Here is a 20,561-nt window from a genome sequence, read left to right as displayed (position 1 = left end):
AAAATAATTATTTCACTAATTTATCCACTGTAATAATTCTAAATGTGTTAGAATTTACAGTTATTTTAATATTAAATTTCGTGTTAGAAACATAAAAATTCTTTCCTATTTTTTCGAAATTATTTTTGTTAGTTTCTTTGATTATTTTTTTGATAAAGTGTTCAATTTCTTTAACAGAAAAATTAACCCCTAATTTCTTATTGATTCTTTGATATACTAATGGTGTATAACAATGTTTTTTTAAAATTTCGAGTTTTTCTAATTTCACAGATTCATATTAAAATCCCAGATTGGTTCTTGTCCTAAGAGATGTTCAATAAAATAATTCCACCTTTTTTTCATAAAATAATCTCTGTAAAGACCTGTGTAACCATGTCTTTGACTTGGTAGAATTAACAAATCAAACTCTTTATCTGCCTTAATTAATGCTTCTGCTAATTTAAACGTGGCAGAAGGATTTACATTATCATCTAAACCACCATGAGCTAATAATAATTTTCCTTTTAAATTATGTGCATTTGTAATATTAGATATTTGATGATAGGTTGAATCTACAGGCCAACCTTGGTACATTTCTGGCCACCAAGCTTTTTCCATTCTAAAATCATGATCTGCAGAACTTGCAACACCAACTTTGTAAAAATCTGGAAATGCTAATAATGCTCTTCCTGTATCATAACCTCCAGCAGAATGTCCATAAATTCCAACTTTATCAATCGCTATAAAAGAATATTTATTTGCTAAATATTTTATAGCCAGCACATGATCTTCCAAATTATTTCCCATATTTTTATATGAGAAATCTCTAAATTTCTTAGATCTTCCTGCAGTTCCTAATCCATCTATTCTAACCACAATAAAACCTAATTCTGCAAGTGCCTGATTAGAAAATGCATTGTTAAAAGATTTTGGGAATCTTTGGGTGTGAGGTCCTGTATAGGTTGCATCTATAATTGGATATTTAATAGAAGCATTAAAATTTGTCGGTTTCCAGAAAGCACCATAAATAGTTGTTTCTTCGTCTTTTGCAGTTAAAGAAAATACGGTTGGTTTTTCCCAACCTTTATTTACAACCAAATCTATATTTGCTGTTGTTAACGTTGTTAGTACTTCTCCTGTTTTTGTGTTTCTTAAAACGGTTTTTGTTTCAGTCTGAATGTTAGACATATTATCAACAAAATACTTACCATTATTAGAAAATGATACTTGATGATGCAGATTTTCTGGAGTTAATAATTTTTCATCACCCTTAAAATTAACACTATATAATTGCTGATGATAAGGATTGCTCTCTTTTTCCTTTCCTGAAGCTAAATAGTAAATAATTTCTTCTTTTTTATCTATATGTACAATGTCATTAACTACATAATTATCGCTAGTTAGCATTGTAGTTTTATCAGTTTTAAAATCATACAAATACAATTGCCTCCAACCACTTCTTTCAGAATAAAAAACAAGTGAATCATCATTAATCATTTGGTAGTCAAAATTTTCTACATTGGTTTTTGATTTTTCTGTGATTAAACTTTTATGGTTTAGAGTATTTAAATTGATTTTAATTACCTCTTCTTTTTTAAAGCCTCTTTGTCTGTTTGTAGCCAATAAAACCCCAGATTTATTTGTCCATTGAATGCTAGAAGAATTGATGTGAGTTGTAGTTGGTAAGGTTGTTTTTACTTCTCTCTTTTTATCAACATTATAAAAAACAGGTGTAACCATTACCATTTTATCATCTCCAGGAGAACCTCTAAAATAAGATACTAATTCTGGTTTAAAAACCTCGTCTTTACTCCAATCTAACAAATACATTTTTTCTGCATTTCTAGTATCTACAATAGTTGTAGCTATATATTTAGAGTCTTTAGACCAAGTTAAACTAAAACGTTTTGGTCTCTCTCCATTTTCGCCATACATTTTGTCAAACCAACCATAATAAGAAGCGTATTCATAACCTTTTTTTCCAGCAGTACTTAATTGGTATTCTTTATTAGTTTGAGTAGATTTTATAAATAAATTATAATCTTTAGTGAAAGCTAGCCATTTTCCATCTGGAGAAGTACTTTCAAGTTCATTTGTTTTTCTTAAATCTTCCTTTTGGTTCTCAGTAATTTTATAAGAAGATAAATGAACACTATAGTTTTTATCCTTAAACGTAAATGAAATTTCTTCTTCTGTTTTTTGAATGTTTGTTAATGATAAATCGTTGTCTTTAATTGTAACTTCTAAAATTTCGCTTAAAGATTTCGCTAATTTAGAATGATCAAATAATGCTTCAACTTTAGTTGGATTTTTAAAATCAACAGTTTTGTATTCTTTTTTATTTTTACTGTAATCTACAAACCAAAAACCTGAATGATCTTTAAACCAATTTACATTTGTATTTAAATTAAAAACTTTTTTATTATTATAATTAGCATATAAAAAGCCTATTGCATTAGCATAATTATCTTTGGTTATTTTCTTTTTAGTATCGCTACAATTTATCAATAAAAAACTAAAAAATAATAGTAATATGTTTTTCAAATAATTCATTTTTTAAATTTAAAAGTTTTACAAATCAAATTACACTAAAGCCCAACGCATAGGGATCATCTTCTGTATCTATAGTAATTGTATTTTGCCCAAATATTTTTGCCCAACCTTTTATGCTTGGTACAATTGCTTTTTTATTTCCAATAATAGTTTCTTTTTCTACTTTGCCAATAAATGTACTTCCAATAAAACTTTCATGCACAAATTCATCTCCAACTTTTAATTTTCCTTTTGCATATAATTGTGCTAATCTTGCAGATGTTCCTGTACCACAAGGACTTCTATCTATAGCTTTATCACCATAAAACACCGCATTTCTTCCATCAGAGTTTTCATTAATTGGGGTTCCTGTCCACAATAAATGCGTTACATCTCTAATACTTTCATTTTCTGGATGTATAAACTGACTTGGGTATTTTTTATTGATGCTTTCTCTTACAACTTGTGAATACTGAATAATTTTAGAGGATGTAAAATCTTGAATTCCACTAAAGTTTTTTTGTGGATCTATAATTGCATAAAAATTACCTCCATAAGCTACATCAAAAGTAATTTCACCCAATTCTGGGCAATCTACTATTAAGTTTTCTGCTGCTAAATAGCTTTTAACATTGGTTAGTTTTACCCATTCTACTTTGTTGTTCTTCAAAGAATATTCAATTTCTACCAAACCTGCAGGCGCTTCCATTTTTATTTTTCCAGGAATCTTAGGCGAAATTAAACCTTCTTCAATGGCAATTGTAATTGTACCAATGGTTCCATGACCACACATTGGCAAACAACCAGAAGTCTCTATAAATAAAATGGCAAAATCGTTTTCTGGATTGTGTGGAGGATATAAAATACTTCCACTCATCATATCATGACCTCTAGGTTCAAACATTAAACCTTTTCTAATCCAATCATATTCTTTCAAAAAATGAAGTCGTTTTTCATTCATGGTTTTGCCTACCAATTCTGGACCTCCACTTTTTATAACTCTTACAGGGTTTCCACAAGTATGCGCATCAATGCAAGCAAAAGTGTGTTTACTCATCTTTTATTTTGTTTATATATGTATAAACTCGCTCTTCTAAAATTGCCAAAGTAACAGTGCCTTGTTCTAAAATTACTTCGTGAAAATCTCTAATATCGAATTTTTCTTTCAACTCAGTTTCTGCCTTTTTGCGTAATTCGCGTATTTTTAATTCACCAATTTTATAGGATAGTGCTTGTCCTGGCCAAGAAATATATCTATCTGTTTCTGTATTTATTTCGTGCAGAGAAAGTGCAGTGTTTTCAGACATATATTTTACAACTTGTTCTCTTGTCCAGCCTTTTGCGTGAATTCCAGTATCAACTACCAATCTGCAAGCACGCCACATTTCGTAAGTAAATTTCCCAAATTGTTCATAAGGTGTGGTGTACATTCCCATTTCGTCTGCTAAAAATTCAGAATATAAACCCCAACCTTCTCCATAAGCAGATAAGTACAAATCACGTCTAAATTGCGGAATAGAATCTCCCAATTCGTTATTTAAACTTCCTTGCAAATGATGTCCAGGAAAAGCTTCATGCACTGTTAAAGAAGGCAATGTATATAAAGTTCTGCTTGGTAAATCGTATGTATTTACCCAATAATAACCTGGGTCTGTACTTTCTTTTGATGTGCCAATATAACGTCCTCCAGTATATTTAGGAGCAATTGCATCTGGCACAGGAGCAACTCCATAAGGTTTTCTTGGTAATGTTTTAAAGAATTTTGGCAATTGTGCATCCGCTCTTTTTGCCATATCTCTGGCAATCATTATAAGTTCTTTTGGTGTTTTTGCGTAAAATTGTTCATCTGTTCTTAAGAATTTTAAAAAGTCTGCAAAAGAACCTTTAAAGTTTAAGTTTTTAATTATTTTCTGCATTTCTGCTTTAATTCTTGCAACTTCTTTTAAACCAATTTGATGAATGTCATCTGCAGTATATTGTGTACTTGTGGTATAAAAATTAATTCTATTTTGATAATAAGCTGCACCATTTGGTGTTTCTGAAACACCTAAAGAGGTTCTTGTTTTAGGTAAATATTCTGTTTCAAAAAAGGTTTTAATCTTTCTGAATTGAGGAACTACCGTTTTTTCAATTGAAATTTTTGCAACTTTTAAAACCGAATCTTTTTGAGTTTTACTTAAACTTTGTGGTAAGTTTTGAAATGGTTTGTAAAACGGACTTTTAGTAAAATCATTTACAATATGATCATTATATGTAGATTCATATCCTTTAAAAATAACTTTAGGTTGCGAAACGCCTTTTGCTAAACCTTCTCTTAAATTTACAAAATGCTGATTCACAAACTCTGGTAAGCTATTCAACTTTTTTAAATATTCTTTTACTTCCCAGTAATTATTTAAAGGTCTTATTTGGTAATTTAAACTACTATGAAAACCAGAATCTGATAACAAAGGGTTTAAAAATTGTTCAAACTTGTAATAATCGATTTTATCTTGTAAAACGAATTTTAATAATTGATAAGAAATTTTTTCAGTTTCAGAAAGTTCTTCAAAAACAACACAACCAAAATATTGCATCTGGTTTTCTGCATACGCTGCTTCTGCTTTGAAGTGCTCTCTGGTATAAAGTCCTAAAGGATATTCATTTCTATCAAAAGATTCTCTGTTTTGGTAAGATTGAATAATGACATCCAATTCAGTTGAAGAATTACCACATTTTTCTCCTACATTATTACAAGAACTAAAAATTGCTATCAATAGAAATAAACATCCTTTTAAAACCTTCATATTTTAAATTTTATTTTTAGTTCTTTCTCCTTCCACAGTTCTAAAAATTGAGTTTGGATTTTCATTTTGCAACTCTTTAGGCAACAAATTATTTGGCCAATCTTGATAACTAAATGGTCTTACCCAACGTTTTATAGAACTAATACCAACTGCTGTAAACCTACTATCTGTAGATGCAGGATAAGGACCACCATGCACCATAGATTCACAAACTTCTACGCCTGTTGGAACTCCGTTAAAAATAATTCTTCCCACTCTATTTTGCAAAGCTGCAATTACAGATTCATAATTGTCAATTTCATTTTCATCAGAAATTACAGTTCCTGTTAATTGCCCTTCTAAATGTGCAATTGCTTCTTCTAATTCAGCTTCATTTTCACACTGAACAACCATAGAAAATGGACCAAAAACTTCTAAATGTAAAGTTGGATTTTCCAAAAACGATTTCCCACTAACAGAAACAATTGCTTGATTTGCATAATTATCTTGCAGCTCAGATTCGTAATTTGCTGTAATAGCAACATTTTTTTGAGAAACTATTTTTTCTTTATTTGCATTGTACCCTTTTTTGATGTTTGGATGCAACATACAAGAAGGGTTAATATCCATAATTTCTTGTGACAATGTATTTACAAAAGAGCTTAAAGCATCACTCTTAATACCTAGTAATAAACCTGGATTTGTACAAAACTGACCAGTTCCTAAAGTAATAGAACCTGCATAGGTTTTTGCAATTTCTTGATTTCTATTTTCTAAAGCTTTTGGTAAAATAACTACAGGATTTATACTGCCCATTTCTGCAAAAACAGGAATTGGTTCTGCTCTTTTAGCTGCTGCATCTAATAACGCTCTGCCTCCTTTTATACTTCCTGTAAAACCTACAGCTTTTACTTTTGGATGTTTTACCAATTGTTGCCCAACTTCTATTCCACTAGAATTTAAGTTCGAAAAAACGCCATTTGGCATTCCTGTTTTTTGGGCTGCTTTTACAATTGCAGATGCTACTAATGCTCCTGTACCTGCATGCATTGGATGCGATTTTACAATTACAGGACAACCAGATGCCAAAGCTGCAGCAGTATCTCCACCAGCAGTAGAATAGGCTAAAGGAAAATTACTTGCTCCAAAAACCACCACTGGTCCTAATGGAATTAGCATTTTTCTAATATCCGATTTTGGCATGGGTTCTCTATTAGGTTGTGCAATATCTATGGTTGCTTCTACCCAAGAACCTTCTGCTACTAAATTGGCAAAACTTCTTAATTGTCCAACAGTTCTTCCTCTTTCTCCTTTTGCTCTTCCTTCTGGCAAACCTGTTTCTAAACAATACGTTTTTATTAATGTATCATCTAAAGCTAAAATTTCGTCTGCAATTGTGTTTAGAAATTCGGCTTTTTTTGTTCCAGAAATAGTTCTAAATTCTTTAAATGCAGTTGTTGCTAAATTTACAGCTTCATCAATTTCTTGTGAAGTTGCTTCTGTAAAAACTGTTTCATTTTCTAGGTTTAATTCTGGATTAAACGTGGTAAATGTATTACTCCCTTTTGCTGATAATTGATTTCCTATATAATTTTTTCCTGTAATCATCTTTACTTATTTTTTTTATTTTTTTTTCAAACTTATAGTCTATTTGCTATAAAAACAAAGATTTCTCATCTTTGAGTAATTGAAAGAATCAACTTATTAAGTCCAAAACTTCTAGTCTTTCTTTTGCTAAAATATATCTTGCACGCACATCATCAATTTGCTGTTGCGTTAATTTCTTACCAAAAGTACGCAGTCCTCCAGCAACATCATTCTGATGAATTCCCATAGCAAGTTTAAGATATTCTAAGAGTAGTGGCTGAGCATCTAGATATGATAAAGAATTTAAAGCCTGAGAAATTTTGTTTGCCTCAGCCCATTCTCCATTTAAAACATGCTCTTGCATAGTAACACTTGCTTTTGGAAAGATACAACCAACACCTGTAATTCCACCACAAGCTCCAGCAAGTCCTGCATGCACAGTAACTGTGTCTACTCCTGCCAAAACTTTTAAATCTTTGTTTTCTAACATCAGGGTTTCAATAATTGAAACATCTATAGTAGATATTTTTAGAGCTGTTACTTTAGGAAGTATAGAAAGTCTCATAAGAAGATCAGTTGAGAGCGCATGATAACCTGCTGCATCAGGATTGTTATAAGGCATAATTGTTACACCTACGTCTTTTGCAGTTTTTTCAGAAAGTGCATAATACTCATACATTTCTTTTTCAGTGGGAACTTGCTTTGTTTTTGGTGGCATTACCATAACTGTATCAACTCCAACTGTTGCAAGACCTTCAACAATTTTAGCAAGTTCTTCCTTAGTTTCTGCTGCAGCTCCACTTATCAAAGGAACATTGTATTCTTTAGAAACTTCAGAAAGTGATTTTAGTAAAGAAAGACGCTGTTTAGAACTTAGGTAACTATTTTCACCTAGAGTCCCAGAGCCAACAAGTCCACTCATGCTACTTCCTCCTTTTCCTTGTGCTTTTAGAATACCTGCTGCCTGTTTTTGTGTCTCGTTAAAGTCAATTTCAAGATTGCCAGATTTTGACTCTTTTAGCCATGTAAACACAGCAGGCATTACACCATTCCATTGTATACTCATAATTTTGGTTTTGATATTCGTAAAATTAAAAAGTTAACAATTATTAAAATAATGATTAATTAATCACTATTAATATTATATTATCCATTATTACAGTATAATACTTATTTTTGAATATTTTTGTATTATACCTTACACCTTACAGCTTCATAAGTTGAATTTGTGATAACTATTATTAGTTTCTAAATTAGTTTTTGATACAATTCCGATGAAAAATCGAAATCACTAAAACTGACATTTTAAAAAAAGTACAAGTGAAAGTTTATCCCTTTAAAATACCAAAACCTGAAAAAAATGCCCTGATTTATCAAGAGGATATTGAAATGGTTTTTTATGACAAATTGCATCAGCACAATGAAATTCAGATTAGTTTTATTGAAAAAGGGAATGGAACTTTGCTAGTTGGTGATCGTATTTCTAGTTATGCTGAAAATGACATTTTTGTAATTGGAAGCAATTTACCTCATGCTTTTAAAAGTGATAAAAGTGCCAATAAATCATCTAAAATGTTGAGCTTATTCTTTACCAAATCTTCTTTTGGTGAAGCGTTTTTTGGCTTGAATGAACTTGCAGAAATAAATTCATTTTTTTTAAAATCTGAACAAGGTTTACGGATTAAAAACAAGAAAGTAAAAATTATTGAGCATTTTATGCAACTTAAAAAAGCATCTAAATTAGAACGTTTTATTTTATTATTAAAAATTTTAAAACTGATAACCGTTGCTCAAAATGAAGCGCTTTCTAATTTTGTGTATCATAAAACCATTTCTGATATAGAAGGAAGAAGAATGCGCACTATTTTTGAATACACTATTGACAATGCACATCAAAAAATAACTTTAGAAGAAATTGCAAATGTTGCAAATATGACTAAAAATGCATTTTGTAAATATTTTAAAAAAAGAACTAATAAAACATTTGTTAGTTTTTTAACAGAGGTAAGAATTGAAAATGCTTGTCAGTTTTTAACATCTAAAGAAGAATTTTCTATTTCAGAAATTGCATATAAAGTGGGTTTTAATAATATTTCTAATTTTAACAGACAGTTTAAAGAGGTTAAAAAAATAACACCTTTAGCTTTTCGAAAATTATAACGCTGCTAATTCTTTCTGCAGTTTTTTAGTTAAGCCCTTCACCACCAAATCATAAGAATGGTTTACAAGTTCGAAAACCAACTCATCAGCAACATCACTAGTATTTATTGTAACTGTATTCCAATGTTTTTTATTCGAATGAAAACCGGGTTTTACACCTTCGTAATTGTCTCGTAATTCTATGGCTTTTTCTGGGTTACATTTTAAATTTACACTTTCTTCACCTTTTTCCCACTTACGCAAACTAGATAAAGCAAACATTTTACCCATCACTTTAAAAACCAATGTTACCTCATCAAAAGGAAAATGTTCTGTAGCTCCTTTTTTTTGGATGCAAAAATCTCTTAATTCTTCAATATTCATTTTTAAAAAGTATCTTTATAAAACCAAATCTACAATTTATTTTATAATGGAAAATGAATTTTTAAAACGTACATCGCTTATTACATATTCAGCAGAAAATTATCAAAAAAACAATTACAACACAATTTCTGATATTATTTTAAGTAATAAAACCAATACAATTGAGTGGTTAAATACGTATGGAAATAAATATACAGAAATTTTTAAATCTATAGTTTCTAATAATAATTTAGATGATTTCTTATTGAAGTTATTTATGAATGAAGAACATTCTAATAAGGTAATCTTATTAGATGATTTGGTTTTTGTGTCTACACGTGTTTTAATTACTGAAAGTGAAAGTTTAGATTCTGAACAAATGTTATTTATAGTTTCTTCTAGTTATTTGTGGAGTATACAAGAAAAAGAAGGCGATTATTTTGATTGGATTCGTGAGCGTTTAGAAGGTAACAAAGGTATTGTTAGAACAAAAAAAACAGATTACCTTTTGTTTTTAATTTTGGAATCTATTGTAGATAATTACCAAGAAACCTACCTAAAAAATGCAGCATTAAGTGCAGATAAATTGAATTCTACAGAGGTAAAACCAACTCCAGAATTTACTTCTTTGGTTGAAAAAAGAAAACAAGAATTGTTTAATTTTAAAAAAGCGACTTTAAGTTTAAGAGACACCATAATTAAACTTGAAAAAATTGAAATTAATAATTTTGATATTAAATATTTTAGCGAATTAAAAGAACAGACCAATAATTTAGTATCTAGTATAGACTTTGAATTGCAAGAATTAGAAAGTAAAATAAATTTAATATTTAGTATTCAGGGTCACAGGTTAAATGAGGTAATGAAAACACTTACCATTTTGTCTGTAATTTTTATTCCGCTTACTTTTTTGGCGGGAATTTACGGTATGAATTTTACTAACATACCAGAGCTAAATTGGAAATACGGTTACTTTATTTTATTAGCAGTTATGGTTTTGGTAACTTTTGGAGCAGTTTGGTATTTTAAACGTAAAAAATGGTTTTAGTTTGTATTTAAATGTCTTCTAACAATTACTTACCCAATACTGCTCATAATTTCTTTTGCAACTACCATATCTTTCTCACTCAATTGTAATTGAACAGTAGATACATTTGGCATTAATTGCGCAATAAATTCATTTTTTAAATAGCATTGTACTCCTTCAGATTCTAATTTACCTTTTAAAATACTTATTTCTGTTTCGTTGTTTGACTCTTTAATTGTAATTAAACGCATAGAATTATTTATTCAAATGGGTTATTGTAAAATTTATTTTTGGTTCTATTTTTTACTTTAAATAAAAACAACCTAAACTCATTAATAAACTATTACTTCTCAATTTCGTACAAAACAGGTTTACTAGGTGTTGCATCATTCTCAAAAGGAGCAATCATTAGGTTTAATAAATATTCCCCATCTTCCACATCATTAGGTACATAAATTAATTCTGTAATGGTAGCATCCATTCTCACTTTCCCTGCTGTATTCCAAAAAGCGTTATGAGATAATAATCTTCCATCATCTTTTTCCTTATCTACAGAGGGTAAATCAATTAATAAATGCTTAATGCCTTTTTCTCTTAAATAAACAGCTGCTTTTTCAGACAAATAGGTTGGATTTGTGTTGGAATAATCTGTGCTTTTTTTGTCTTCTAAATTGGGCAAAGTACGTATTACAATTGCATCTCTTTTTTTATTTTTTAACGCCGTTTTTAATTGTTTTACTCCAATTAAAAAATCACCATTATGAAACAAAGGTGCAATAGTTACCACTTCTGCCAAAAAGATAAAATATTTTAAATTTTTATTTACTGAGTGTAATTCTTTAGTAATATGCCCAACACATTCTGTATGCGTAATATGAGAATGTGGGTTAAAATGAATGTTATTAAAATTTACAACAGCCCCATTTGCTACACTAATTTCGTATCCTTCTTGCGTTTCTGCAGAAATTTCTGGTGCTTTTGTATACCATGCATTTACATTTTGTTTTTTAGGGTTTACAGGTATAGAAATATCTATTGGTTTAGATATATTTACAGTTATTTTTCTAGAGTTGTATTCTACTATTGCTTTCATATATGCTGAACTTGTTTCAGTATCTTTTTAATTATTTTGCCTTTTTGTGTTCTTTTCCTTTACTCTAACATAAATAAATCAGATGCAATTCCGTCTACCAAGAATTTACCTTTTAAGGTAGCTTTTAAAATATCGTTTTCAATATACAATAATTCTTGCTCGATATATTTTTTAGTTTCTTTCTTTAGATAATTTATATACTTTTCTCCAAACTCTGTTTGAATTCTTATGAATGAAACGCCCCAAATGGTTCGCAAGCCTGTCATTATATATTCATTGTAAACATCTGTCTTAGATAAAATTTCTCTTTCTATTGGCAGCTTTTCCCCTTTTATACTCTTAATATAAAGCGTGTTATTTCTAACATTCCAACTACGTTGTTTTCCATTAAAGGAATGTGCAGAAGGTCCAATACCTAAATAAGGCTTCCCCAACCAATAAGAAGAATTATTTTTACTGAAAAAATCTTTTTTACCAAAATTAGACAATTCGTAGTGTACAAAGTTTGCTTTTTCTAATTCTTCTAATAAAATATAAAACTGTTCTTGTGCTTTTTCTTCGTCTACATTTTTAATTTTGCCTTTGGCAATTAAACTTTCTAAAGCTGTTTTTGGTTCTACAGTTAAAGCATAACTAGAAATATGAGGAATGCCAAAATCTAGCGCTGTTTGTATATTTGTTCGCCATTCTTTATTTGTACTATCGGGTATTCCATAAATTAAATCTAAAGAAATATTGGTAAAATATTGCGTTGCAATTTCCAAACATTTTTTAGCTTCGTTTGCATTATGTGCGCGATTCATCAGTTTTAAATCTTTCTCAAAAAAAGATTGAATACCAATACTTAATCTATTTATTGGAGATTTAGAAAGGCCAATAATTTTTTCTTTAGATAAATCATCTGGATTTGCTTCTAGCGTAATTTCTGGGTTACTTGCAACTTTAAAATTAGTGTAAACAGCTTCTATTAAGGTATTAATTTCTTCTGTTGATAAAACACTTGGTGTACCACCACCAAAATAAATAGTTTCTACAATTGTATTTTGCAACTCGTCTTTTCTAAGTTCCATTTCTTTTATCAACGCAAAAATCATTTCTTCCTTTTTCTTTAATGAGGTAGAAAAATGAAAATCGCAATAAAAACATGCTTGTTTACAAAAAGGAATGTGAATATAAATACCGCTCATTAAAAGTTTTCTGTTTACAGTTTCAGTTGGCAGTTATTACACAGCAAATTTACTTATATTATTAATCATATAATTTCTTTCTACTTTTTAACCCGTTTTTCATTCTGTTTTACAAAACTTGCCCAACCTGTGTAATTCTTTCCACCAATTACTTTTCCAGAATTGTAAAAATGACAAACAGCAGCTGCCAAACCATCTGTAGCATCTAAATTTTTTGGTAATATTTTTAAGTTTAAAGTAGATTTTAACATTAACGCGACTTGCTCTTTACTTGCACTTCCACTACCTGTTATTGCCATTTTAATTTTCTTTGGCAAATACTCTGTAATTGGTATTTCTCTAGACAAACCTGCAGCCATTGCCACGCCTTGTGCCCTACCCAACTTTAACATAGATTGTACATTTTTACCAAAAAAAGGTGCTTCAATAGCAATTTCGTCTGGATGGTAAGTATCTATTAACTCTATAGTACGCTCAAAAATTAATTTTAATTTTAAATAATGATCGTCGTATTTTTTTAGAATTAATTCGTTCATTTGAATGAATTCCATCTTTTTTCCTACTACTTTTATAAGTCCAAAACCCATAATTGTAGTTCCAGGATCTATCCCTAAAATAATTTTTTCTACTGCCACAATCTTAGATTGTTTTTGTGTTTATCAGCTTTATTACTGATGATTATTTATTACTTTGCAAGTTATGTACAACTCGCTTTCTTACAAATCTAAACAATTCTTTTGGTTGTTTATAAAACTAAGTATTGTATTTGGTTGTGCATTTTTTATTTATTTTAAACTCGCAAATAATAACCAACTTAAAATAACAGATTTACAGTTAAAAATGACAGAAAACAACCTGTTTTCTTTTAAAAATTGTCTTTTTTTAAGCATTTTCTCCATTTTTAACTGGTTTTTAGAAATTGTAAAATGGCACACTTTAGTAAATTTTATTTCTAAAATTTCTTTTTTTACGGCACTTAAACAAAGTTTAGCTGCTTTAACTACTTCTTTAATTACACCCAACAGAATTGGAGAATATGGTGCAAAAGCAATGTATTTTGATAAAAATATTCGAAAAAAAATTCTGAGTTTGAATTTAATTGGCAACCTACATCAGCTTTTTGCGACTTGTTTGTTTGGTGTTTTAGGCCTGTTTTACTTTTTAAATACACAACAAATACATTTAAAAGAATATTTATTTTCTAAACTTTTACTATTTGTGGTTATAATTGTTTTAGGAAGTGTTTTTGTTTGGAAATACGTTTTAAAAAAGCAAAAGTTTTTAAGTGGTTTTAAAGTGGTTTTAAAGTTACGACAACACTTAAAAATTAATTTAGTCGCTATTGCACGTTATCTTGTTTTTGCACATCAATTTTACTTTTTATTATTTATTTTTAAGGTTGATGTTACTTATGTAAACGCAATTTCTGCAATTGCCAGTATTTACTTAATTAGCTCTTTTATACCAATGCTTTCCCTATTTGATGCAGTTTTAAAAAGTTCTGTTGCTATTTTTATCTTCAGTTATTTTAAGGTAGCTGAACTGACTATTTTAACAATTACTACCTTAATGTGGATTTTAAATTTTGTAATTCCTGCAATTTTTGGCAGTTATTTTGTGCTTACTTTTAAACCAAACATAGCCAAATGATTTGGATAATTATTTTTCTATTTTCTTGTTATGCTTTATTGATATTAGCTTTAACGTTTGGTTTTAATAAAATAAAACTATTTAAACCAAACCATTATAAAGCGCAAACTAATTTTTCAGTAATTGTTCCGTTTAGAAACGAAGCTGAAAATTTACCTTTACTCCTAAAAGCTATAGTTGCCTTAAAATACAACTTCAATTCAGTTGAATTTATTTTTGTTGATGATGATTCTAATGATGCATCTGTTGCCATTATTAATAATTTCTTTACGTCTGATAGGTTTTTAAAAACCGTGAATTTTAGCATATTAAAAAATTTACGAAAATCGAACTCGCCAAAAAAAGATGCCATTGCAACTGCAATTTCTAAAGCAAAACACAATTGGATTGTAACCACAGATGCAGATTGCATTTTACCAGAAAATTGGCTGATTACTTTAGATAATTTTATAGTACAAAACAAGCCCAAAATGGTGGTTGCTCCAGTAAATTACAAAGTAAATGATACTTTTTTAGCACAGTTTCAGTTGCTAGATTTTATGAGTTTACAAGGTAGTACAATTGGTGGTTTTGGTATTAATTTTCCGTTTTTATGCAATGGTGCAAATTTAACTTATCAAAAAGAGGCTTTTCTCAAACTGAATGGTTTTGAAGGGAATACTTCTATTGCCAGTGGAGATGATGTTTTTCTATTTGAAAAATTTAAAAATGTAGATAAAAAAGCGGTTCAGTTTTTAAAATCTAGAGATGCAATGGTTACTACTTTTCCTGTAAAAACAGTTGGCGCATTAATAAACCAAAGATTGCGATGGGCATCTAAAACAAGTAAATTAAAATCCATAAAAGTAAAATTAATTGGTTTATTGGTGTTTTTGGTGAATTTAATAAGTATTTACAGCTTATTTTTATCTGATAATGAATGGGCTGCCTTTTTACCAATACTTGCAAAAATGCTTATTGATTTGTGGTTATTTGTGCCAACTATTGCGTTTTACAATCACAAAAAAAGTTTTGTAAAATGGTATTTTTTGAGTGCACTTGTTTATCCTGTTTTTAGTGTTTTTATTGTTTTTAAATCGCTGTTTTCTAAATATAACTGGAAAGGAAGAAGTTTTAAAAAGTAAGAAAATTGGCAAACAGGTTTAGCCTAGATTGAAGTGGCATCCTTTTTATGCTTTCGCCCAAAAGCTAGGCATAAGAATTAAAGAATATATTTTTTTAATAAACCTAATGCTAAAATAAATAAGGCATAAAAAGATATAACGGAAAGCTGGAACCTGCCTGCCGGCAGGCAGGATAGCTTCTAAAAATTTAAAACCAAGCTTTTATTAAATCTTCTGCCTTAAACCAAAGCAACAAAGCCATAGCTAGTAAAAATACTAAGAAAAGTCCTTTTTTAGGTTTTGTTTTTTTGCGATTACCAAATTTTCTTTTAAACTCCATTTTTTTGTAATTCTGTGCTATTTCTTAAGCGTTTTTTGTTGTAATTTTTCTAGCACGTAACATTTCTCTTTTTCCTGGAGGACCAGGCAAACGTTCTACCGTAAAACCTACGGCTTGCATTGCTCTTCTTACACTTCCTTTTGCTGAATAGGTTACCAAAATACCATTTTCTGTTAGCGAATTGTACATTTTTTGGAAGATTTCTTCTGTCCATAATTGTGGTTGTACTCTTGCGCCAAAGGCATCAAAATAAATTAAGTCGAACACATTTTGATCTGTAATATCTTCAAAAAACTGCTTTCTTTTGGTTAGTAAAAAGCTATCTGAAATTTTATGTTTTTCTTCCCAAGAAACTTCATGAATTTGGTTGAAAGCATCCGTCTGTTCTTCGGCTTTTAAAACCGATAAAAAATTCATTTTTTTTACTTCTTCTTGGGTTACAGGATAGGCTTCTACACCATAATAATCTATTGGTTTTTGAGCCTCTAAATAGGTTATAAAACAATTTAAACCTGTACCAAAACCGATTTCTAAAACAGCTACCTTGTCTTTTGTTACTTGTTTTAAACCACTTTCTATAAAAACATGGTAGGTTTCATTTATAGAACCATTTTTAGAGTGGTATTGCTCGTTCCAATCTGGTAAATGTATGGTAGAAGAGCCGTCTGAAGTTATTAAAATTTCTCTTTTCACAAAAAGCTGTGTTTTAGTAGTAATTTTTATTTTGCAGCTAATAAAACGCCATTTGCTTCAAAAGCAAATTCTTTTTTAGGTGCTGTAATTTTTGCTATTTCTGCTGCTGACTTTCCTGCATCTTCAGCATAATGTTGTAATTCTTCTACAGGCGTAATTTTTACAAATGCCTTACCTTCGACAATTACCGCTTTGTTTTGCGAATCTAAAGGCATAAAAAAACCGTAATCTTTAAAACGTACCATAGTTTCTGTTTCGTCTGCTAAAGGCAACTTCATCCAACATCCTTTTTTAACGCAAACTTCCTTAATTGTAGAAGTAAATTTTACGTTTACAGTATCGCCAACATTCAGGGTTTCAAACTTTGCTAACATTTCTTTAGAAGTCAAAAAGTTTTCTTGAGAAATTTTGTCTCCAAATGACGTAAATTCCGCTTTTTGTGCAATGTGATCTGCACTACTAGTCTCCTTATTTTCTTTTTTAGCTTGTTGACAAGCAGATAAAATTAAGAGAAATACAAAACTAAATTTAAGTATATTTTTCATTTGATAAATTTTTACTAAAAGAATTACAAATGTAATAAATTTAACGCAAAACTGTATTTTTGATATCATAACAGATTGATAAATTGTGTACATTTGTTACAACGTAAAAGATAAAAAATGAGTGCAGCAATAAAAATAAATCGTGTAACCGAATCTAGAATAGCATCTGTAGATTTTAATAATTTACCTTTTGGTAGTGTTTATTCTGACCATATGTTAGTTTGTACATTTAAAGATGGTAAATGGGAAACACCTGTTATAGAACCTTTTGCACCAATTTCTTTAAGTCCTGCTGCGAAAATTTTTCATTACGGGCAATCTATTTTTGAAGGTATGAAAGCCTATAAAGATACGGATGGAAATACACTTTTATTTAGACCTACAGACAATTGTGCGCGTTTAAATAAATCTGCAGAACGTTTGGTAATACCTCAAATTCCTGAGGCTGTTTTTATGGATGGTTTGCAAACCTTATTAAAAGTAGATGAAGCTTGGATACCAAAAAATGAAGGAAGTTCTTTATACATTAGACCTTTTATGTTTGCATCTGGTAATGGTTTTCATGCGTCCCCAGCAGATGAATATAAATTAATTATTTGCACTGCACCTTCTGGAGCTTATTTTGCAGGAAAAGTAAAAGTTTTAATTGAAACAAAATATGCACGTGCTGCAAATGGTGGTGTTGGTTTTGCTAAAGCTGGTGGTAATTATGCTGCTCAGTTTTATCCAACGCAGTTGGCGATAGAAAAAGGCTACAACCAAGTAATTTGGACAGATGACAATACACATGAGTATATTGAAGAGGCTGGTGCCATGAATATTTTTATTAGAATTAATGACACATTATTAACAAGCCCCACAAATGACAGGATTTTAGATGGAATAACACGTAAAAGTATCATTCAGATTGCTAAAGATAGAAATATTAATGTAGAGGTTAGAAAGGTTTCTGTAGCTGAAGTTATAGCGGCAGCAGAAAGTGGCGATTTAAAGGAAATGTTTGGTGCAGGTACAGCTGCCGTAATTTCTCCTATTGCAGGATTTGGTTACCAAGATAAAGATTATGAGTTACCAACATTAGAAAAACCTTTTGCCAATACTTTAAAAACAGCTATTACAGATATACAAACAAATAAGGCAGAAGACCCTTATGGTTGGCGTGTTGTTGTAAAATAAATTTATTGTAAATCATAAAATTAATTAAGCATCAATTTATTTTGATGCTTTTTTTTTATCTTTAAAGAATATATAAAGTTCCTAGACAGATAAAATCTTATGTTTTTCAAGAAAAATATTCTTTTAGTTTTAATGTTTGTTTGCATTTCTTGCTCAAAAAATGAAACACTTTTTGAAGAAAAAACAGAAAACATAAACTTAGCCTACACCATAGATTTAAAAGATAAAAAAAACAATATTTTGTTTGACTTTGGCATTTGGATGTTTAAAAACAAAGAACCCAACCAAAATGGAATTGCCAATTGGTTAAACATACCACACCAAAATAAAGAAATTTTAGAACCTATAAATGTACTTTGGATAGATTTAAAATCTAAAAACGAAGAAGAAGCAACCAATGCTATTTTATTTTTTTTAAAACAAAACGGTTTAGCAGAAAGAAAAGGGTCTTCCACTGGCTATGCTACTTTTTTTGAAGATTACCAATGGAAAGAGCAATACAGAGAAACATGGTCAGACAAGCAAGATCCTATTACTGTAAATAATCATGGTAGAATTTTTGTAGCGCATAAAACAAAATACCAAAACCAAGACAAAGATTTTTTTGTTTCTACAGGCGCCTTTAGTATTGAAGATGAACAACACTTATTTGTATCTTTTAAAGAGGCACAAGAGCAATTTAAAGTTTTAGAAAATTGGCGTTTGCATGCAAATGCTTTAAAGGTTGGTAATATTATTAACACAAATAACATAAGCACTTTTGATCGTGAAGGGGTTAAAGTTTTTATATTAAAATAGTTTTTATGCAAAGTAGAATTTTACTTCTTTTTTTAGTGTTTTTTTTGGGCTGTAAGCAAAAGACCAAAGTAGAAAAAAAAATACACAACCAGTATATAACTGTATTAGGAACCGTACAAGATGCAGGCTACCCGCAAATTGGTTGTAAAAAAGACTGTTGTATTAATTTTTACAACGGCAAAAACCAAAAGCACCATGTAGTTTCTTTAGGGTTGATAGATAGAGAAAGTAAACAAAAATGGTTGTTTGAAGCAACACCAGATATTACCACGCAGTTAAATAATTTAGAAGAAACACATTTAAAAAATGCAAACATAATAGATGGTATTTTTCTTACACATGCACATATTGGGCATTATACAGGTTTAATGTATTTTGGCAGAGAAGCACTTGGTAAAAAGGAAACTCTTGTATATGCAATGCCAAAAATGAAACATTTTTTAACAGAAAATGCTCCTTGGAGTCAGTTAGTTCAATTAAAAAATATTGTGCTAAAAGATTTAGAAAATAATAAAGTAATACAGCTAACTTCTGCTATAAAGGTTACTCCTTTTTTAGTACCACATAGAGATGAATTTTCCGAAACAGTGGGTTACAAAATGGAAGGGCAAAATAAAAGCATTTTATTTATTCCAGATATTAATAAATGGCATAAATGGGAGAAAAATATTGTAGAAGAAGTAAAAAAAGTGGATTATGCTTTTTTAGATGCCACTTTTTTAAAAGATGGAGAAATAAATAGACCTATGTCTTTAATTCCACATCCTTTTATAACAGAAACCATTGCTCTCTTCAAAAATGAAAGTTTAGCTACTAAAAATAAAGTAATTTTCATCCATTTTAATCATACCAATCCTACTTTGCAACAAGTATCAAAAGAAAGAAACCAAATAGAAGAACTTGGTTTTCAATTTGCTTTTGAAGGTATGCGAATTGGTTTATAAGTTTATTAAAAATTGTACTTTTACATTAAATTACAAGGTTATATTTCTTGCCATAAAATTAAATTGATAAGAGGAATTGACTTTTAAAAACCATATCACATGAAAAGGAAATATAAATATCTATTCACTTTTTGCTTACTTGTTTGTTTATCATGTGGCGCAAATCATTCCTTTAGAAACTTTTACAACGCTCATAAAAATGATAGGGATACTACTTCTTTTCAGGCACCAAATTTCATGTACAGTATTTTAAGAAACGTATCTCCAGAAATGGGTAGTTTTTTTCAGAATATAAGCAATGTGAAATTCATCACCTTTAATAATATTACTAGAGGAAAGCAACTGCAATTGTTTAAAGAAATTAATACCATAACAACAGGTAATTTTACAGATATGATTCTTAGCAACAGCAGAACACAAACAAAACTTGTATCGGTTAAAGAAAACGGACCAGTGGTTACTCAGGCTATTATTTTTAATTCAACTTTAAATAAAACCACTGCCTTTTATTTAAGAGGTAGTTTTGATCCTGAAAAATTAAGAAGTCTTTCTGAAACCAAACAATTTGACAATTTATCCAATACATTATTACTAAAACAAAATAATTTTCTAAATCCTTCTTTTAATCCGAATCAATAAA

Annotated in this window: 22 protein-coding genes; 8 read left to right on the top strand and 14 right to left on the bottom strand. The window is 29.7% G+C overall.

The features are described from left to right. Nucleotides 1-7: 7 nt before the first annotated feature. The 6 genes from Q0684_RS00955 to Q0684_RS00930 all read right to left on the bottom strand — a co-directional run bounded on the left by Q0684_RS00955 (nt 8) and on the right by Q0684_RS00930 (nt 7,929). Nucleotides 8-268, bottom strand: a complete 261-nt coding sequence (locus Q0684_RS00955) for a DUF3781 domain-containing protein (protein ID WP_299012171.1) — start codon at nt 266-268, stop codon at nt 8-10. Then, complete coding sequence (locus tag Q0684_RS00950; RefSeq protein WP_299012170.1) at nt 265-2,523, bottom strand: DPP IV N-terminal domain-containing protein; 2,259 nt, start codon at nt 2,521-2,523, stop codon at nt 265-267. Before Q0684_RS00950 ends, Q0684_RS00955 begins: the two co-directional genes overlap by 4 nt. 34 nt (nt 2,524-2,557) lie before the next feature. After that, nucleotides 2,558-3,568, bottom strand: a complete 1,011-nt coding sequence (locus Q0684_RS00945) for a 4-hydroxyproline epimerase (protein WP_299012169.1) — start codon at nt 3,566-3,568, stop codon at nt 2,558-2,560. After that, a complete protein-coding gene (locus Q0684_RS00940) occupies nt 3,561-5,297 on the bottom strand; it encodes a DUF885 domain-containing protein (protein WP_299012168.1) in 1,737 nt (578 codons plus the stop codon). Before Q0684_RS00940 ends, Q0684_RS00945 begins: the two co-directional genes overlap by 8 nt. Nucleotides 5,298-5,300: 3 nt before the next feature. Then, nucleotides 5,301-6,884 carry an aldehyde dehydrogenase (NADP(+)) gene (locus Q0684_RS00935; RefSeq protein ID WP_299012167.1) on the bottom strand — a complete coding sequence of 528 codons (1,584 nt, stop codon included), beginning with the start codon at nt 6,882-6,884 and terminating at the stop codon, nt 5,301-5,303. A gap of 88 nt (nt 6,885-6,972) precedes the next feature. After that, complete coding sequence (locus tag Q0684_RS00930; protein ID WP_299012166.1) at nt 6,973-7,929, bottom strand: dihydrodipicolinate synthase family protein; 957 nt, start codon at nt 7,927-7,929, stop codon at nt 6,973-6,975. Between the two features lie 254 nt (nt 7,930-8,183). Here Q0684_RS00930 and Q0684_RS00925 point away from each other — a divergent pair, with 254 nt between their 5' ends. After that, on the top strand, nt 8,184-9,023 hold the full coding sequence (locus Q0684_RS00925) for an AraC family transcriptional regulator (protein WP_299012165.1): 840 nt from the start codon (nt 8,184-8,186) through the stop codon (nt 9,021-9,023). Here the strand turns inward: Q0684_RS00925 and Q0684_RS00920 are convergent. Next, the gene (locus Q0684_RS00920) at nt 9,018-9,386 is read right to left on the bottom strand and encodes an MmcQ/YjbR family DNA-binding protein (protein ID WP_299012164.1); all 369 of its coding nucleotides are present in this window, start codon (nt 9,384-9,386) and stop codon (nt 9,018-9,020) included. The two genes, Q0684_RS00925 and Q0684_RS00920, sit on opposite strands and share 6 nt — an antisense overlap. 46 nt (nt 9,387-9,432) lie before the next feature. Here Q0684_RS00920 and Q0684_RS00915 point away from each other — a divergent pair, with 46 nt between their 5' ends. Next, nucleotides 9,433-10,413 carry a CorA family divalent cation transporter gene (locus Q0684_RS00915; RefSeq protein ID WP_299012163.1) on the top strand — a complete coding sequence of 327 codons (981 nt, stop codon included), beginning with the start codon at nt 9,433-9,435 and terminating at the stop codon, nt 10,411-10,413. A 29-nt stretch (nt 10,414-10,442) separates the two neighbouring features. On the opposite strand, the gene Q0684_RS00910 is transcribed toward Q0684_RS00915, so the two are convergent. The 4 genes from Q0684_RS00910 to ruvC all read right to left on the bottom strand — a co-directional run bounded on the left by Q0684_RS00910 (nt 10,443) and on the right by ruvC (nt 13,307). Continuing rightward, a complete protein-coding gene (locus Q0684_RS00910) occupies nt 10,443-10,643 on the bottom strand; it encodes a DUF2007 domain-containing protein (RefSeq protein WP_299012162.1) in 201 nt (66 codons plus the stop codon). Nucleotides 10,644-10,735: 92 nt separating this feature from the next. Beyond that, a complete protein-coding gene (locus Q0684_RS00905; protein ID WP_299012161.1) occupies nt 10,736-11,485 on the bottom strand; it encodes a cyclase family protein in 750 nt (249 codons plus the stop codon). Nucleotides 11,486-11,544: 59 nt separating this feature from the next. After that, nucleotides 11,545-12,672: a radical SAM family heme chaperone HemW gene (gene hemW, locus Q0684_RS00900; RefSeq protein ID WP_299012160.1), complete on the bottom strand. Its 1,128-nt coding sequence runs from the start codon at nt 12,670-12,672 to the stop codon at nt 11,545-11,547. 80 nt (nt 12,673-12,752) lie between these two features. Next, nucleotides 12,753-13,307, bottom strand: a complete 555-nt coding sequence (gene ruvC, locus Q0684_RS00895) for a crossover junction endodeoxyribonuclease RuvC (RefSeq protein ID WP_299012159.1) — start codon at nt 13,305-13,307, stop codon at nt 12,753-12,755. 205 nt (nt 13,308-13,512) lie between these two features. On the opposite strand from ruvC, the gene Q0684_RS00890 reads away from it, so the two are divergent. Both Q0684_RS00890 and Q0684_RS00885 read left to right on the top strand, forming a co-directional pair. After that, the gene (locus tag Q0684_RS00890) at nt 13,513-14,322 is read left to right on the top strand and encodes a hypothetical protein (RefSeq protein WP_299012158.1); all 810 of its coding nucleotides are present in this window, start codon (nt 13,513-13,515) and stop codon (nt 14,320-14,322) included. Next, nucleotides 14,319-15,446, top strand: coding sequence for a glycosyltransferase (locus Q0684_RS00885; protein WP_299012157.1), 1,128 nt, complete (start codon nt 14,319-14,321; stop codon nt 15,444-15,446). Before Q0684_RS00890 ends, Q0684_RS00885 begins: the two co-directional genes overlap by 4 nt. Before the next feature lie 187 nt (nt 15,447-15,633). On the opposite strand, the gene Q0684_RS00880 is transcribed toward Q0684_RS00885, so the two are convergent. Genes Q0684_RS00880 through Q0684_RS00870 form a run of 3 tightly spaced genes read right to left on the bottom strand, consistent with a single transcriptional unit; the run spans nt 15,634 to nt 17,003 of the window. Next, nucleotides 15,634-15,765 (bottom strand): hypothetical protein, encoded by a 132-nt coding sequence (locus Q0684_RS00880; protein WP_299012156.1) that lies wholly within the window; start codon nt 15,763-15,765, stop codon nt 15,634-15,636. Nucleotides 15,766-15,789: 24 nt separating this feature from the next. Next, the gene (mnmD, locus tag Q0684_RS00875) at nt 15,790-16,458 is read right to left on the bottom strand and encodes a tRNA (5-methylaminomethyl-2-thiouridine)(34)-methyltransferase MnmD (RefSeq protein WP_299012155.1); all 669 of its coding nucleotides are present in this window, start codon (nt 16,456-16,458) and stop codon (nt 15,790-15,792) included. Nucleotides 16,459-16,484: 26 nt separating this feature from the next. Then, nucleotides 16,485-17,003, bottom strand: a complete 519-nt coding sequence (locus tag Q0684_RS00870) for a DUF4920 domain-containing protein (RefSeq protein WP_299012154.1) — start codon at nt 17,001-17,003, stop codon at nt 16,485-16,487. A 117-nt stretch (nt 17,004-17,120) separates the two neighbouring features. On the opposite strand from Q0684_RS00870, the gene Q0684_RS00865 reads away from it, so the two are divergent. From Q0684_RS00865 to Q0684_RS00850, 4 genes are all read left to right on the top strand, one after another. Then, nucleotides 17,121-18,179 (top strand): branched-chain amino acid aminotransferase, encoded by a 1,059-nt coding sequence (locus Q0684_RS00865; RefSeq protein WP_299012153.1) that lies wholly within the window; start codon nt 17,121-17,123, stop codon nt 18,177-18,179. A gap of 99 nt (nt 18,180-18,278) precedes the next feature. Then, nucleotides 18,279-18,977, top strand: coding sequence for a hypothetical protein (locus tag Q0684_RS00860; protein WP_299012152.1), 699 nt, complete (start codon nt 18,279-18,281; stop codon nt 18,975-18,977). A 5-nt stretch (nt 18,978-18,982) separates the two neighbouring features. Beyond that, a complete protein-coding gene (locus tag Q0684_RS00855) occupies nt 18,983-19,921 on the top strand; it encodes an MBL fold metallo-hydrolase (protein WP_299012151.1) in 939 nt (312 codons plus the stop codon). A 99-nt stretch (nt 19,922-20,020) separates the two neighbouring features. After that, nucleotides 20,021-20,560: a DUF4252 domain-containing protein gene (locus Q0684_RS00850; RefSeq protein WP_299012150.1), complete on the top strand. Its 540-nt coding sequence runs from the start codon at nt 20,021-20,023 to the stop codon at nt 20,558-20,560. Nucleotide 20,561 lies beyond the last annotated feature (1 nt).

Origin of the sequence: uncultured Polaribacter sp. (genome assembly GCF_947503875.1) — a bacterium.
Taxonomy (GTDB): Bacteria; Bacteroidota; Bacteroidia; order Flavobacteriales; family Flavobacteriaceae; genus Polaribacter.
The sequence above is the reverse complement of the archived record's forward strand: the minus strand, read 5'-3'. Positions and strand labels throughout refer to the sequence as shown.

Coding starts and splice junctions, on each gene's coding strand:
- Q0684_RS00860 (WP_299012152.1), top strand. CDS start 18,279: ATGTTTTTCAAGAAAAATATTCTTTTAGTTTTAATGTTTGTTTGCATT.
- Q0684_RS00865 (WP_299012153.1), top strand. CDS start 17,121: ATGAGTGCAGCAATAAAAATAAATCGTGTAACCGAATCTAGAATAGCA.
- Q0684_RS00920 (WP_299012164.1), bottom strand. CDS start 9,386: ATGAATATTGAAGAATTAAGAGATTTTTGCATCCAAAAAAAAGGAGCT.
- Q0684_RS00880 (WP_299012156.1), bottom strand. CDS start 15,765: ATGGAGTTTAAAAGAAAATTTGGTAATCGCAAAAAAACAAAACCTAAA.
- Q0684_RS00890 (WP_299012158.1), top strand. CDS start 13,513: ATGACAGAAAACAACCTGTTTTCTTTTAAAAATTGTCTTTTTTTAAGC.
- Q0684_RS00915 (WP_299012163.1), top strand. CDS start 9,433: ATGGAAAATGAATTTTTAAAACGTACATCGCTTATTACATATTCAGCA.
- Q0684_RS00910 (WP_299012162.1), bottom strand. CDS start 10,643: ATGCGTTTAATTACAATTAAAGAGTCAAACAACGAAACAGAAATAAGT.
- Q0684_RS00940 (WP_299012168.1), bottom strand. CDS start 5,297: ATGAAGGTTTTAAAAGGATGTTTATTTCTATTGATAGCAATTTTTAGT.
- Q0684_RS00850 (WP_299012150.1), top strand. CDS start 20,021: ATGAAAAGGAAATATAAATATCTATTCACTTTTTGCTTACTTGTTTGT.
- Q0684_RS00930 (WP_299012166.1), bottom strand. CDS start 7,929: ATGAGTATACAATGGAATGGTGTAATGCCTGCTGTGTTTACATGGCTA.
- Q0684_RS00855 (WP_299012151.1), top strand. CDS start 18,983: ATGCAAAGTAGAATTTTACTTCTTTTTTTAGTGTTTTTTTTGGGCTGT.
- Q0684_RS00870 (WP_299012154.1), bottom strand. CDS start 17,003: ATGAAAAATATACTTAAATTTAGTTTTGTATTTCTCTTAATTTTATCT.
- Q0684_RS00885 (WP_299012157.1), top strand. CDS start 14,319: ATGATTTGGATAATTATTTTTCTATTTTCTTGTTATGCTTTATTGATA.
- Q0684_RS00905 (WP_299012161.1), bottom strand. CDS start 11,485: ATGAAAGCAATAGTAGAATACAACTCTAGAAAAATAACTGTAAATATA.
- hemW (WP_299012160.1), bottom strand. CDS start 12,672: ATGAGCGGTATTTATATTCACATTCCTTTTTGTAAACAAGCATGTTTT.
- Q0684_RS00935 (WP_299012167.1), bottom strand. CDS start 6,884: ATGATTACAGGAAAAAATTATATAGGAAATCAATTATCAGCAAAAGGG.
- Q0684_RS00945 (WP_299012169.1), bottom strand. CDS start 3,568: ATGAGTAAACACACTTTTGCTTGCATTGATGCGCATACTTGTGGAAAC.